This is a genomic window from Pedobacter sp. PACM 27299, from assembly GCF_001412655.1.
Classification (GTDB): domain Bacteria; phylum Bacteroidota; class Bacteroidia; order Sphingobacteriales; family Sphingobacteriaceae; genus Pedobacter.
The window spans coordinates 1,911,622-1,926,945 of sequence record NZ_CP012996.1 but is presented as its reverse complement, the minus strand read 5'-3'; the positions used below and the strand labels follow the sequence as shown (position 1 = coordinate 1,926,945).

Genomic DNA, 15,324 nt, shown 5'->3' with positions numbered 1-15,324 from the left:
AATCTTTAACAAGCCAGGTGGGGTCAGCATGTGCCGGAATGTCAGTAAACCAAATAAATGGCGTTACGATATCATGCGGTTATAAAAACAATACTGGGGGGTCAACATGCTCCGGAATATCCATTTATCTATACCTATAGACAAAATTTACGGCGTAGAGGTTGTATTTGATGTTTGGTATTATCTACAAAACAACAATTATTCAATAAACTATTATATACCTAATTGCAAAAACGCCGTCTCTATATATAAATTTTTAGTAAGTAATTTAGAAACTAAATTAAAATATATAAATGACCTTCCAGACGTAGAACATAGGTTTTTAGATTCAGATAAATTATACTCTTCCAAAGCCTGTACTTTTAATAAAAATATGATAATATACTCAGAGAGTTCTTTTAAATTACCACAAACAACAACAGATTCCTTAATCAGGATAGAGGTGTTTTTCCCTAAAAAAAATGATAATGAACTTATGTCTAAACTAGGTGAATTAAAAAAAAGCTAAATACTATAGGCCAACAAATTCTGGTTTCTGCAATAATATTTATTGCAATATTAAATTTAATTATGTGCTTTTTTTTTACTACTTTAGAATAAACAAGGAATAGCGAATATGTGTTGTTTTGATGGTGCCCCAATTAGGTGCCCTCAAAACAAAAAAGATATATAATACGGGCTAAAGAGTGTTTAAAATTGGTTTAGGCCGATCCCCCACTCTCCGCTGAAATGGTCATCAAAACCATATAAAAAGGCCTGGAATCGTAAGATTTCAAGCCTTTTTCATTTTACAGGCATCCAAAACATGCTCCGTTTCTCATCCAGTAGCCCAGCAATTCCGTAAGTGGTTTTGGAAACTCACACTACTCATCGAATTCACTATGTGTAAGTTTTCTTTGATCATTCATTCTCTTCCGCTTAAAGAGCTGCATTTCTTATCCTTATCAACTTACCATTCAGTTCATCGGTAAGGATGTATAATTTACCCATAGGACTTTGCGTCACTTTTCGTATTCTTACTCTCTCATCTGTAAAAAGTTCTTCAGCGCTTTTTATGTTTTCCCCTTCTATTACCATGCGCCATAAGCTACCTTTAGATAATCCTGCAACAATTAAGTTTCGTTTCCACGCTGCAAACTCATTTCCAGAATAAAAAACTAATCCGGTAGGCGCTACAGTTTGTACCCAAGACCATGCAGGGTCTGTATATTTATTATCGGGGATAGGTTTTGGTGCAAATTCTGCAAAACGGTACTTCCCCGTGGTTTTCATAGGCCAACCATAATTCGCTTTTGCTTTCAGCACATTAATTTCGTCCCCTTGATGTGTACCATGTTCTGTAAACCAGATTTTATTAGTAGTTGTATCAAGTGTCATCCCTTGTGCTGCCCTGATTCCTAGAGCATATAATCCTGGACTTGCTTTGCTTCCAAAATCTGGATTGTCTTTTGGAATAGTTCCGTCAGGGTTAATTCGATATATTTTTCCTCTTCTATCTTCAATATTCTGGGCGATAGGAATTACAGGCTCATCTTGCTCAGAAAATAACCTTTCGCCGATAGTAAAATACAATTTACCATCTTTGCCAAAAACCATTCCACCTCCATAATGATACCGCTCTTTTGTATAAGGTTCTGCTACAAAAAGCACTTTAATTTGCTGTAATGTTTCATTTTCTAAAACTGCTCTTACAATTTTAGTAGTTCTATTATGATCCGCTAGTGCAACATAAGATAAGTAAACATATTTATTTGTTTTAAAATCTGGGTCTAACAGAACTTCGAATTTCCCTGTATTGTCTCCAAAGCCAGTAATGCTATCATCTAGGTCAGCTGGATAACCTTGTATCCTAGTCTTTACTTTAGTCAGAAGGTTAATTTTTACAAGATCGCCTTCTTTCTCAGAGATGAGCGCTTCATCTTCTGATATAAAAGCGATGCTCCAAGGGCGTTTTAAACCTTCTATATTGATTTCTTTTTTCGGAAGGATCGCATTTACATTAAAGACTTTATGTGGTGTTCTCGTCGAAACTTTATCGGCAATAAACCAACCTTCATTGGTTTTCATTAAATTGAAATAATCAGTAAACAGATCGCTTTCCGTACTAATTTCCACTTTTGCACTCCCCATATTGTTGGTAATATCGATAGCAACTATACTGGTTTTTAAATTCTTAGTACGCTCATGAAGTTTGAATAAGCTGAGATACTGATTCCTGGTAAATGTGATAAATTTACCATTGTTATAATTCTTTAAATAACAAGAAGGATGCATTGCTCCGCCCAATTTAGTCGTATCTCCAGTTGCCCAGCCATCGAAATAGCGTTGTATTGTATTTTCTATTAATTGCCTTTCAGTCGGCTGATTTTGGGAAAATCCAGAGAAAAAAAAGGCGACTACTACAATGATAGTCAGGATTGCATTTTTCATAAAAGTGCTTTGATAATTTTGAAATTTTTATTTGTTGCTCAAATTTGCACTGTACTTTTATGATCAGGGTCCTGTAATTTAAATCTAGTAGTACGAATTTATAAATCTGGAGTGTTTAACTGCTGATAAACACTGGGCGTTGCGCCCTTATTTTTTTTGAACGCCGCAAAGAAAGTAGATTTTGTATTAAATCCCACTTCATCTGCTACCGCTTCAATAGTAAGGTTTGTATTACTTAATAATAGTTTACAAGCTTCATTTATTCGGTACTCGTTAATAAACAGCGTAAAATTCTTCTCAATACTTTCATTTAGAATTTGCGAAAGTTGATGGCTAGAAATGTTAATCGCTTTGGCCAGATCTGATACTTTCAGGTTTGGATTTTTAAAAAGCTCCTTCTCAGTCATTACTTAGGTTAGCCTGGAGATGATTTGCTTCACTTCTTCATCATCCGGCTTTTTTTTTACCATATTTCTGAACAGAGAACGCAGAAAGATCGTTTGTTATCTTTCCGTAGAGTAATGTAAATACTACTAAATAAAGAATTAAAGAAAAGAATACAGCCGCACCTATATGGCTACCCTTGGTAATATTCAGGATTGCCCAAACATAGGAGGCAAAAAGTACCAAGACCCCACAGTAAATAGTTAATATCCACTTTTCAAAAGTCTTTAGCTCTTCTTTATGGAATAACCTTTTTACTATTGGCAACAATAAAAACCCTGAAAAAATAATATAAATGCCCATTGAAAGTAAATGAGAGGAATGATGTAGTTCCACCATAAAGAAGCAAAATGTTCATAAGGATAAATAGTGCCGATTACTACAATGAGTACCAACCAGCCTACAAGTTGCCATAACCACACCCTTGGCAATCTTTTAATTTTTCTAGCTCCCGATTTGATGAAAAAACATAAAAACGGACCAATAAAAAGACACGCTGTGAGTCCAAGTTGAAGGTAAATCCGAGGTAAACTACTGTCAAAAAAATAGACGACCGATTTTCCGATCCTGATACTCAATACCACTAATAATGCTCCTAAAAGATAATTAGACAAATGTTTCTTAGCCGTAAAGAAGATAAAATAAACCCCTAATATGAGTGCGTTAAATGCCCCAAAAAACTAAAAAAAGAATAATATTTTCTCGCGAAAGCTCATGTTAATATTCTAAAATTATTTTAATTCAAAACTTCACTTCATCACCTACAATAGATCCGCTTTTGAATAGGAGTAAATATATGATCTTACCTCTTGCACTTCCCAGTCAGTTTTTGGCAAAATTGCCACCGTTTCTTTTGAGCTGAGGAGAATATCCTGTAATTTCTCAATTATTTTTGCAAGTATATTTAGCTACTACAAATTTGTGCAGAAAGCCAAAAACCAAAATTATTGAAATGAACACACATACTCTCGTTGGAGAGTCGAAATCCTGGCTCTGGAACAGTATTTTTGGTGTAAAATATCCTATAAAATTGCTGGCTGCATGGATGAGTATTACTAATTTCAAATTATTAGTTCTAATATATAAATCTGAAACTAAAAGGCTAAATGTAAAAACACCCAATAGAGAGTATATTTTAAAAACTGGATATATATAAATAAGGTGGAAAGAGGCAAATAGAACCGATGTAACTACAATGGTAATTAATCTCCCGATGCTCGTTTTTAATATTTCATTTAAAATAACTTTTCTAAAAAGAATTTCTTCGAAGATTGGTGCAATGATTACGGATTTAATAAAAAAAGTAAGCGCTTCTGAACAATCATACTGCTTGGAATAGTTTATATGTGGACTAAACAAAAATATAGAAAAGGATAAAATGTAAATTGTTATTGACAGTAGTATAGTTAAATCAGGTTTAATTGGATAAATATACTTCTGAAAATTTTTAGGTTTTATAACCTTAAAAATAATCAGAAGTACTATAAAATCAAATATTAAATTTACTATAATAGCAGTTACTTCATTTACCATTCAAAATAATGTGACATCATGATATATACAAAATGTCCAAACTCCGCATCGCTTATTGTTGAATCGCCTTGCGCAGATTGAATCTCCTTTTTCATTTCGTTAAAACCTAGTGGATATGGATTGTTTTCAACAGCACAATTATACCACTTAAATCCAGAATGACGAGTTATATTACCAAAATATCAATTGATCCGAACTGCTCTTTTAATTTAGCGAGCCCTTCTGTAACGCTCCCTTTGTCTGCAACATCCATTTTGATAATGTAGGCTTCTCCACCTTGCTCCTCTATTTCAGTCAAAACATCTTGCAATTTGTCTGTTCTTCTGGCAGCAAGGCCTAATTTTACTCCTTTCAGTGCAAGAGCTTTTGCAATACCTTTACCAATTCCACTTGATGCGCCCGTAATAAGTGCAAATTTTCCTGATAAATTCATATCTCTATTTGTTTAAATAGCAGTTTTACTATTATATCCAGTTGAGCAGGTTAATTCTTTAAAAGTATCCAAATCTTTTTGTAAAGATGCTATTTGCTGTTTTTCGGGGCCATACGCATCTTCTCCCATCAAAAAATGTAATGGAGGTTTTTCTTCTTTACTTAATTGAATGATGACCTCTGCTGATTTTTCAGAATCGTTAGACTGACTTCCATTTATTTCATTTAAATGTGCTTGTTCAACCTGTCTAGCGTTCTCCTATGCTCCAATTGGAAATTCAGGTGTCTTAATGGAGTCTCCTGTGAGAAAATCAGTTCTAAAATACCCAGGGTAAATAAGTGTTGTATTGATTTGAAAAGACTTTAATTCTTCGGCGAGAGATTCGCTCAGTGGGTATTTCGGAGTGATGGTGCCAGTGATTTCGGTCAAACCGTGCCACTTAAAAGATCATACAATTATATAAAAAAGCTGGGATTATTCCTTTTTCAATATTCCTTTTCTCATGGATTCACCTTTCAGGTCAATGCGGTGAGAGGAGTTTACAATCCGATCCAAGATGGCGTCTGCAATAGTTCCTTCACCACCAATGATTTCGTACCAGGCCGATACCGGTATTTGGGAGGAGATTATAGTTGATCTTTTACCGTGCCGATCGTCTATAATATCCATCAGCGTTTCCCTGTCCTGATTATCGAAAGCTTGCAAGCCAAAGTCATCCAGTATTAGCAGATCCATTCTAGTTAGTTTTTCCAGCTCCTTGAGGTAGGTTCCGTCAACTTTGCTCAATTTCAGCTTTTTGATCAGTCTGGCAGTTACTGTATAGAGTGTTTTTACTCCAGTAAGACATCCCTGATGCCCAAGAGCCTGTGATAGATAGCTTTTGCCTGTGCCGGAAGCACCACATATAATGATGTTTTCCTTTCTCATTGTAAAGTCCAGTGTACCAAGTCGTGCGAACATGTTCTTGTCCAGATTTCTTTCACTGGAATAGTTTATATCGGCAAGACTGGCGTTCTGCCTAAAGTTTGCCAGTTTCAGTAACCGATCAATTTTGTTGTTCTCGCGGTCTTCCCACTGATGGTCGGTCAGTAGTGCCAGGTATTCGTCGCATGTGATGCCTTCGAACCTGTTTTCCTTTACATACTGTTGGTGTAATTGAGCCATCGCCCCAAGGCGCATGTTACGTAGTTTTTCAACTGTCTGATTATTCATTGTTGTGATTTTTGATTGTCTTTATTGGTAAGCGGAAGCACCGCGTATGTTGCTGTGAAGAGGGATATGTGGTTTTATGGATTCGGGCTGTTCATCAATAGCGGGCAGTCTGTCCATATTATTTTTCAGGATGTTCTTTACACGCAGATAAGAGCAACTATCTGTAGCCAGAGCCCTTTTACAGGCATTATTGAGCCGCTCAGAGCCATAGGAACGGTTCAGATGAATAATGCCCAAAGAGCGCTTATAGCTTATTTCCGGGTAATCCTGCGAGGCCAGTACCTTTTCTATGCATGCCAAAACATATTCACCATGCGGCAATGCTTTTTTCCTGAAGAACTCAGGGCTCCAATCCGAGTAGAACTTATGTGTGCTGCTCAGATGATCTGTGATGGTGATATAGCTGCCCTTGTTCAGGTTGCGCTGATGCAGCGCAATCCTTTCATGGTTATAATAGATCTCAACACGGCTCCTGGTATAATGGATCATGGTCTCCTTGCCGATATACCGGTATGGAACACTATAGTAACACTTATCGGGAGAAAAATATGCGTAGCCCATCTTCTGCACCTTGGCCCTTTTATAGTCTTTCATTTCATAGGTACTGGACGGTAGCTCTTTGAGATACTGACGTTCAATACTCTGGAAGAGTTCAATACGGCTAGATTCTTTTCGTTTGAACAAAAGCTTGTTGTAACACTCCAATAAGACAGCAATTTCCCTGTTAAGATCTTCCAGAGAAAAGAAGGTCATTTCCCGTAAAGGATAATAAATACGCTGGTAGACCAAATGCACCGCATTCTCAACCAGCGCCTTGTCCTGGGGAGCGTAACTGCGGGTGGGGTTGATGACACAATTATAATGGCGGGCAAAGTCTTTAAAGCTACGGTTGATATCGGCTTCGTATTTACTCGATCTGTTAACTGCGGACTTTAGGTTATCCGATACAATCGCTTTAGGCGATCCGCCATAGAAACGTAAGGCATCAGCACAACACGACAGCATGTCCTCGCGTTTCTGACTCATACATGCCTGAACGTAAGTGTACTGGCTGCAGGGAAGTATGGCTACAAATACTTCCACGGGAACAATCTCTCCGGTCTGCTTATCGATGATCTGCAGCTTTTTACCGGCAAAGTCTATGAACATTTCTTCGCCAGCAAAGTGCTGAAGTTTCATTGACCCTTTTTCTTTAGGGTACTTGCGGCGGAAATGCTCAAGGAACTGTGTGTAACTATAAGGTTCTGCCGCCAGCTCAACATATTGCTGATAATGATACAAAAAGGTAAAACCCGGATGGTTCCGGGCCTTGTTTACACCCTCAAAATAAAGCATGAGCTCATTATGGCGAATGGTGTCCAGGGTCGTATGTGATGAGAACAGTTCGGATAAAGCAACTGTATCAAACCCCAGAAGCTCCTGACATGAATAGTCGCTACCAGCAAACAGTTGCATATAGGTATTGACAGTGTTACGGGAAATACCGAGAACAGAACCTATTTTACGGTTACTGTAACCCTCCAGATGTAATGTGAGTATTTGTTTTAAGTCCATCGGATCAAGTTTGTTGGCCATATCGCTGTATTTAAAAGCGATAAGGTAATTCTTTCTTGATCTTTTTAAAGTGGCACAATTCGAACCGTAAAACGGATAGATGGATAAAAACTAAACCACTAAAGTGGCATCATTTAAACCGTAATCGCTGGCACTAACAGACCGAAATAGCTGGCACTATTCGAACCGTAATATCCACGCTCAGCCCGGCACCGGCAAATTTCGTGGCGCAATAAATACCAAATCCGGGGAAATTTGCAACAAATCCTCCTATAGAAGAAATATTAAAAACATGACCTAATCGTAGTTTTCGCAGGTAAGGTGTGGAATGCCTGATTACATTTAATAAGCCAAAGACATTGACTTCGAAATTTTGTTTGACTTATTTATCTGATAATTCTTCCTGCGTTCCAATCTGGCTATAACCAGCATTATTAACAATAACATCAATTTGACCAAAATGAGCGATTACCTTCTCAATTGAATCTTTAACGTGATCATCGTTAACAATATCCAATTCCAATGGCAGAAAATAATACGGAAAATTTGAAACACTAAACAACATAAAAATTAAATACCTGAATATATATTTCATGTTAGCAGCAAAAAAAAACCATTTTTCATGAAAGAAAAACAGCTTTTTAAGCAGTTAACATAACTTGATTCTTCTCGAACCATTTCCTATCTGATTTATATTTAATCAATGATTTGGCGAAATAAATAAATCGTCTATGCTATGATTACAGTGTGGAATTACCCGAAGAATTATAGCCATTGTTAGCTGAGGTTTTATTTTTCTTTTAGTCTTTCAATAATTAAGGATGAAAAACTCCTGACACCTATTTTTATACTCTCTTCATCAACCTTAAAATTAGGTGCATGATTCATTGCGGTTATTCCTTTCTCCATATTAGAACCACCTAAGAAGAAATAAACACCCGGTACTTTTTGTTGAAAATAGGCGAAATCATCATTAAAATAAGGTATTTGTCCATAATCAGCTGAAACTAAATCCCCATCAATTCTATTTAGCGTCTTTATGGCACTTTTAGTCAATTTTTCATCATTAACTACTGTTGGATTTTCCTGTATAAATGAAACCGAAAGTAGTTTATCCTTATAGCTGTGTTCTCCAATTAATTGTTGAATTTTAGGTATGATTTTTTGGAGATTCGATTGGGTTGTCTCATATAAATAAGCTTCTAAAAAAAGTGTATCTTTTTCTGAATGGATGTCAAAATTCTCATCCATAATCAGGTAGTCCTTAAAAATCGTATTTGGATTCATTAATCCAATTTGAGGGTCACTTATATGTTGTATTTCCCAAGGCTTACTATTGGTTTGTGAACGGGATAAGGAACTGTAGACTTTCTTGGCAAGTTCTTTGGCTTCTTCTTTGGATAATTCATTTTTCAGCTTAATTCTTATTCGTTTTTGGTAGGCAAACATTTCATTTGGCTTAACCATAATTTGCCCTACTGGTAACGCAGTTATATGTAAACCATAGATTTCGTCAGGCTTGATTTTGGAAAATAAACCCTGGTCAACCATCCTTTTTGCTCCAACAAATGTTTCTTCTTCTGGTTGAAATATAAAATATACTGTTCCATTTATTGATTCCTTGTGTTTTGCAAGGATTTCCGCTATTCCTAGTCCTATTGCCAAATGTACATCATGGCCACAACCATGCTGCACTCCTTTTATTTTAGACTTGAACTCAACCTCGTCGGGAAAACCATTTGGTAAAGCATCCATATCGGCTCGCCAAGCGATCTTCTTCCCCTCTTTTTCTCCTTTTAGAATGCCTACAACACTATGCCCGTAAATGCCTGTTTCAACTTCAATCCCTAAATCCAGCAAATATTGCTTTATGATTTCTTGACTGCGTTTTTCATTTCCTGCCAACTCAGGGTTTGCATGAAAATCTCTTCTAATTTTCACTAACTTATCATAAATTTTGTCAGTTTCTATGCTAACCAATTCTTGAGTTAAGGCTTCATTTTCCTTTTGTTGACACCCAATAAGGACTAGTAATAGTAAGAATAATGGAAGTTGTATTTTCATATTCAAATATTCAGGCTTCTTTTATCAGCTAATTTTTTAACAGTCAGCTGAAACCGAAGCAAAATAGCAAATAAAAGTTGAGGTTATATTTCCTCAGCCGGTTTTTGCAAATGCTTTGTTGCCTGCTATACTCATTTCTTAGTGTCATTATCCTTAACGGATCTTAAGTTGATGGTTAACAAACCAATTCGTACCCACAGAAATATTGGTTACTCTGATTCATACGAAAAACAAGATGGAGAATATTTAAGTTTCTGCCCGTAACGCCTCGCATGTGGAAAGGGACGAAAGAATAGTCACTGGTCAGGATTTTCAATCTTCAAGCGGGGTAGCTTTAAACTAATAAATGATGCAAAAAACGAGTAGTGATCTATAGCTAACAGCTAGTATAAGATACAAGGATTAAAAAAACCAGGTAGTGGTCGGGAAGTGGTCGGGAAGAGAAGGGCCTTATAATAGGTGCCAGAAGAGGTTCGTTTAGGGTTCACCTAAGGTTGCCATAGTGTCTGGTATCCAGCCCCCTTCGCAACCCCTTCCTCCAGCTAAAAGAAAATAGTTCTCTTCCCCACCACAACCACATTACCTTCCCCGTTTTAAACTACTCTTCAGACCTGTCCGCTTTCTTCCACAATTACAGTCGAGTCCAACAATAAAATCAAATCCTAAATTGGAATAATCATTCCAATTGTTATCGTTGAGGCGTCAGCAAATTCATACTACTTACAGTTATTTCGCGGATTATTTAAGCAAAGTAAACCGTATGAATGAAGAGACCATCAGTTTTTGGAACAGCTGTATCTGGTCTTTTCATCGCCAGTTACGGGATCCAAAGTACACCATTGGTGATGTTTTCATTCGCAGCAGCTGCATTACTGATGATGCTGATCAAAAAGAAATTAGAGGTCGTTCCGCCTAGCTATAAAGATGGCCATCATGTAAAAGATAGCGAATAAAAAGATAACTGTTTGCTCCTAAACAAGGACTTACATTCCAGTATTCCTGGTAAACCGATCTTTCTTACGATACAGAAGCCCTGCTAAGCGCATATTCTTTATTTGATGATACTTTTTAAAAGTTCTTGCTTAATCTCTTATAGGTGGTTAATAGGTCCTCCATTGGTTAAAATGACCTATCAATACTTAATTTAGGTTTTATTTACGATTAAATATATTAACCCTCATTACGGGTTTACTTCGAAATCATTTCGTACCTTACTCCTCACAAACTACTGTAAGTCAACTAAAAACCAACAGCATGGGCAGCCTAAACAATGGATTATTCGGAGGATTTAGTGGTCGGGTAGGCAATTTAGTCGGTTATCTATTGAACGGTAAGTTTGTGGTCAGGACCATCGGACACAGCACAAAACCATTAACACCGGCAAGAAAAGCCAATTGTCAGCAAATGACTGTTGTAAATGCCTTTCTACCGCGCCATGCTGCTGATCCATCCCCCTGACGCAGGTATTTCAAAAACGGTAATGAGCGGAGCCAGACGACAGGAAGGTAGAGAAATTGTTGCCATCGACAAAAACCTCAAAGAAAGCCTAATGGAGGCCTATAGTACCTTTATAAATGAAGATGCAACGGAAATTTCCGACAGTGTTTATGCAGGATCCTTAAATCTTCCTGAACAAAAACAGCCACAAATCCCTGCTCCTGAACAAGTAATGAAGCCTATCTCACAAAGAAAGAAAGCCGCAATTCCGCAGACAAATACTTTTCAAAGACCTATTACTGCGCAGCAATCCTTCCAATGGAGTAGTTCTCAGTTCAATTCTTCAGCACCTGTCTATAATTACACTTCTTATCCCCCACCATCCTGACCGGATTAACAATTATTAAGATAATTTTATCGTTAAATACCTACCACCTGTCCATTTTAATTGTTCAAAAAATTAAAATATCGACCAGGTATGCATTTTTTGTGCTCCTAAAACGATAAGCAGCTCAATAATGGCATAAAATTGGCTCTGAATTTATTACGCTTAACGAAACCCTTTAACCTCAACTAAATTGTCACACCGCGCCTATTTATACAATCTCGATACTCCTTCAACAGCTGAAAATTCCGACACCATGATGATGGAATGGAAATATGAAATGCCGCTTATGCTTCAGCCGCTATTAATTGAAGGTGGATTTATTGCCGGCAACAGTTACAACAATCACGTAGACTTTAACAATTCCGGTTTATTTTATGATGCTCAACCAGGTATTGAAAACCTGAAACGCTTTTATAATTTCCTGGAAGCACAGCCCGGGCTCATTGAAAACTTAGAAAAGTTTAAAGAAGCCAGGGATAAGCTATTCAATTACCTCGATCAACTGGATGGTACCTTTTTCCACCTCGATATGTGGGACATATTCAATATGGATGATACCCCTCATGAAGAGCAGGCAGCCGAATGGCTGGCGAATATAGCCTATAATAATCGGATCATTACAGCCGCAATGGACGCAGACGACATCAGTTTGCTCAACTACAAAAACCTTAAAGAGGTCAGCCCTGCTTTTACCACCTTCTCGAAACTTTTGAATTATGAAGACTATGAATATGGCTGGATCTGCATCTATCAGGAGTACAAAGAAGAAGAAGAGTTTCAATTATTCGAAGAAAATCAGCTCTGGGGCTTTAAAAATAAAGAAGGCGAGGTGATACTCAGTCCTCAGTTTGATGAGTTTTATATTTTTGGGCACCATGACCTCGCGGTAGTTTCAAAAAATGGCAAATATGGCTACCTGGATACCAGCGGAAAAATTGTAATTCCCTTAGTTTGGGATGACGCCTTTGACTTTGAATATTCGGAAGTCGCTGTGGTGGCATTACAAGGAAAAATGGGCTTGGTCAATACTAAAGGCGAACAGATCACACCAATCATTTATGACGACCTGAAAAGTCTCAATAATGGAACCCATTATAATACAGCAAGTAACGGACTGTTCGGTGTCATCACTGCCGCCGGAAAAGTAGTCATCCCTTTTGAGCATGAAAATGAAATTCAGGAAGGATATGGCTATTACCACGTTAAAATCCCCGGACAGAAAAATGAAAAGATTTTCAATGAACTTTTCAATTACCTGGGTGAATTTCCCGATTCCGCCGTAGAAAACATTGAGGAAGGTTTATTATGGATCAAACCTCATCAAGGCGTTAATTCCAATGCGATCTATAAAAAGGATGGAACCTTGCTGGTTGCAGGATTTGAAAAACTAAGTAGGGAAACCAATTTCCCGGATCTACTGGTGATTAGAAAAGAAAAAAAACACGCTGCCATCAGCAGAAAAACGGAAGATTTTGTGCTCCTATTTGAATATGATGCCATATTGGACATTGGAATTACCCAGGTCGGCTACTATGATTATACAGATCAGGCATTGGTCCATCAAGGAGACCAAAAAGGAATTTTCAATGGAAATCCGGAACAATTGTCCTGGCTCATTCCTCTGGACAACTATCAGCAGATCATCTGGCTAGAGGGCCCTATTTTCGCTTTGAAGAAAAATAAAACCTGGGCGATTGCAAGTCCGGCAAGTCAGGAATTTAGCGACTTTATATTTGACCTTGTCATCCGGAAACCGGAAGAGGATGGCTGCGGATATGCTTTCAAAGATGATCAGGTGTATACCATAAGCGAAAACAGTATTACACCAACCGATAAAGAGACTGCCCTGAAACATGCCAGTGCTGACTATGCTTACTATTTTGATGAAGAAAGCAGGAAAAGACTGATCAGTTATGGTAAAGGTCGGAAAATGACCGATCAGCAGATCGAGGATGAACTTAGCGATACCTACACTTTATTTGAACAGGGCGAGCAGGCTTACGAGGAGGAGGATTATAAAAAGGCCATTTACTACTATACCATCGCCTCAGAAAAAGGCCATAACCCTTCCATGAACAATCTGGCACATACTTACTACAGTATTGAGGAGGTGGAAGATCATGATAAAGCCTATTTCTGGTACCAGAAAAATGCCTTAACTGGTGATGAAGATGCCATGAATGGCCTGGGCATGTGCTACAAACGGGGGATTGGATGTGCAGCTGATATTGAAAAGGCGATGTACTGGTTAAATAAATCTGCGGATGCAGAAATCGCAATAGCAAATAACAATCTGGCTGAGATCTATTCAGATGAAAGCCTTCCGCTATATGATCTGGATAAAGCTTTAGTCCACTTTCAATTAGCAGAAGAACAAGGTGAACCCAAATATACCTGGCTAGGATACCTGCACGATTTAAAAGCAGCGTACGAAAAGGCATTGGAGTATTACAAGCTGGGTGCTGAGGAAGAAAATGAAGTATCTGCCTTCAACTTCGCCAATCTAAATAGCAAAGGATTGGGAACCCCTAAAAACAATAAGCAGGCGATAAAGTACTTTGAACTTTCCGCAGCACTGGGCTATCCCCATGCACACATCGAACTTGCCCGGATCTACAGAAATGAAAAGGGATTCCAGGATGAAAAGAAAGTAGAAATGCATCTAAAAGAAGCCAAAGCAGCAGAATTGGAGATTCCGGAAGAACTCCTGAAAAAAAGAAAGGTTGGTTCGGTTTATAATTGAGCTCTTGATCTATAACTTAAACCTACTGATGAGGGCTGCAACGATAGCGCATCATAGTTATTTTAACAATGAATTACCTAGCTTTACCGTTATATAAAAATTTACCAGATCATTAAACGTTAATTAATGGAAGAAAAAACTTCTTTTTGGCAGCGAATAGGTATACAAGATTGGTTTTTAAGCAATAACAACACTGATCCTGTAGCTAAGGCACAACCACTTACGCCAGATACCGTTTATACCTATATCATAGAGAAATTCAAAGAATCTATTGCGGAACTTTCCTTTGCGGAACGCATAGTTTTTTATCATGAGTACATCATTTGCTTAAACACCGATGATTACCGTGCATTTATGGACAATAGAAATGGTCTTTTTGGATTAATTGCGCAAGAATCTGTAAAGAAGTTTTATGAAGTATTGAACGATTACGCCGAAACAGGAAAAAGAGTGGAACCATCTAGTAATAAATGGGTATTTCGCTTTGTTTCTCACCCGGATTATAAACCTGGAGATAAAGGATTTATCGGTAAATTAATGCCTGATGGTGGTCAGAAACAAGAAAACCTACGGGTGACTTTTATTCCGCGTCAAACCGGGCTGGCCCAAACATTCGACATCAGTAATGATATCCTAAAGGATTTTATATTTTACAGTGAAGGATATTATGAAATCCCCTACGTGGCCAATATAAAATCTGCACCTAAAAATGATCCGGTCGTAGAAAATGTATTGCTGGCAAGGTTTGAAACCACCCTACCCGATAAAGCCTACTCAGGAAAAAAACTGGAGTACCTGATGATGTCTAATGACCTCATCATTTCTGGGAACGAAGAAATCAGGGAAGAGGCCAATATTTTCAAAATCCCTTCTGAATGGGTCAACTCCCCACACTTGCAAATCCGCTATCGTAAAACGGAAGATAAGTTCTTTCTTTCCTCATTTGGAGAGAAAACTATTCTCAATGAAAACCTGGTAGAACGAAGTAATCCGGAAGATCCGAATTGGGTGGAATTGCCGCTGAACTCAAAAATCATCCTGAATGGAATTATCGGCATCAATATATTTAAAGCCTAGCGTATGTCA

At 37.7% G+C, this 15,324-nt stretch carries 15 protein-coding genes; 5 read left to right on the top strand and 10 right to left on the bottom strand.

Annotation, left to right across the window (positions count from 1 at the left end; translation table 11 throughout):
* Positions 1–918: 918 nt before the first annotated feature.
* The 10 genes from AQ505_RS08085 to AQ505_RS08050 form a co-directional block, all read right to left on the bottom strand.
* Positions 919–2,430 (bottom strand): PQQ-dependent sugar dehydrogenase, encoded by a 1,512-nt coding sequence (locus AQ505_RS08085; protein WP_062547711.1) that lies wholly within the window; start codon positions 2,428–2,430, stop codon positions 919–921.
* A gap of 98 nt (positions 2,431–2,528) precedes the next feature.
* Positions 2,529–2,837 (bottom strand): helix-turn-helix domain-containing protein, encoded by a 309-nt coding sequence (locus tag AQ505_RS26625; protein ID WP_197286331.1) that lies wholly within the window; start codon positions 2,835–2,837, stop codon positions 2,529–2,531.
* A gap of 40 nt (positions 2,838–2,877) precedes the next feature.
* Entirely contained in the window at positions 2,878–3,213 is a 336-nt protein-coding gene (locus AQ505_RS26620) for a hypothetical protein (RefSeq protein WP_197286330.1), read from the bottom strand.
* Between the two features lie 543 nt (positions 3,214–3,756).
* Positions 3,757–4,407 carry a CPBP family intramembrane glutamic endopeptidase gene (locus AQ505_RS27335; protein ID WP_062547710.1) on the bottom strand — a complete coding sequence of 217 codons (651 nt, stop codon included), beginning with the start codon at positions 4,405–4,407 and terminating at the stop codon, positions 3,757–3,759.
* A gap of 166 nt (positions 4,408–4,573) precedes the next feature.
* Positions 4,574–4,840, bottom strand: a complete 267-nt coding sequence (locus AQ505_RS08070; RefSeq protein WP_062547709.1) for an SDR family NAD(P)-dependent oxidoreductase — start codon at positions 4,838–4,840, stop codon at positions 4,574–4,576.
* Positions 4,841–5,314: 474 nt separating this feature from the next.
* Positions 5,315–6,052: an IS21-like element helper ATPase IstB gene (gene istB / locus AQ505_RS08065; protein ID WP_062547708.1), complete on the bottom strand. Its 738-nt coding sequence runs from the start codon at positions 6,050–6,052 to the stop codon at positions 5,315–5,317.
* 21 nt (positions 6,053–6,073) lie between these two features.
* Positions 6,074–7,606: an IS21 family transposase gene (gene istA / locus AQ505_RS08060; protein ID WP_231635096.1), complete on the bottom strand. Its 1,533-nt coding sequence runs from the start codon at positions 7,604–7,606 to the stop codon at positions 6,074–6,076.
* 154 nt (positions 7,607–7,760) lie between these two features.
* Positions 7,761–7,943: a hypothetical protein gene (locus AQ505_RS27215; RefSeq protein WP_335338001.1), complete on the bottom strand. Its 183-nt coding sequence runs from the start codon at positions 7,941–7,943 to the stop codon at positions 7,761–7,763.
* A gap of 45 nt (positions 7,944–7,988) precedes the next feature.
* A complete protein-coding gene (locus tag AQ505_RS27210) occupies positions 7,989–8,171 on the bottom strand; it encodes an SDR family NAD(P)-dependent oxidoreductase (protein ID WP_335338000.1) in 183 nt (60 codons plus the stop codon).
* 224 nt (positions 8,172–8,395) lie between these two features.
* Positions 8,396–9,670 (bottom strand): M20 metallopeptidase family protein, encoded by a 1,275-nt coding sequence (locus AQ505_RS08050; RefSeq protein WP_062547705.1) that lies wholly within the window; start codon positions 9,668–9,670, stop codon positions 8,396–8,398.
* Positions 9,671–10,434: 764 nt separating this feature from the next.
* On the opposite strand from AQ505_RS08050, the gene AQ505_RS08045 reads away from it, so the two are divergent.
* The 5 genes from AQ505_RS08045 (at position 10,435) to AQ505_RS08030 (ending at position 15,315) form a co-directional block, all read left to right on the top strand.
* Positions 10,435–10,623, top strand: coding sequence for a hypothetical protein (locus tag AQ505_RS08045; RefSeq protein ID WP_062547704.1), 189 nt, complete (start codon positions 10,435–10,437; stop codon positions 10,621–10,623).
* 301 nt (positions 10,624–10,924) lie between these two features.
* A complete protein-coding gene (locus AQ505_RS26310; RefSeq protein WP_157262251.1) occupies positions 10,925–11,128 on the top strand; it encodes a hypothetical protein in 204 nt (67 codons plus the stop codon).
* Positions 11,088–11,495, top strand: a complete 408-nt coding sequence (locus AQ505_RS08040; RefSeq protein WP_062547703.1) for a hypothetical protein — start codon at positions 11,088–11,090, stop codon at positions 11,493–11,495. Before AQ505_RS26310 ends, AQ505_RS08040 begins: the two co-directional genes overlap by 41 nt.
* Before the next feature lie 190 nt (positions 11,496–11,685).
* Positions 11,686–14,238: an SEL1-like repeat protein gene (locus AQ505_RS08035; RefSeq protein ID WP_062547702.1), complete on the top strand. Its 2,553-nt coding sequence runs from the start codon at positions 11,686–11,688 to the stop codon at positions 14,236–14,238.
* 126 nt (positions 14,239–14,364) lie between these two features.
* Entirely contained in the window at positions 14,365–15,315 is a 951-nt protein-coding gene (locus tag AQ505_RS08030) for a hypothetical protein (protein WP_062547701.1), read from the top strand.
* Positions 15,316–15,324: the final 9 nt, after the last annotated feature.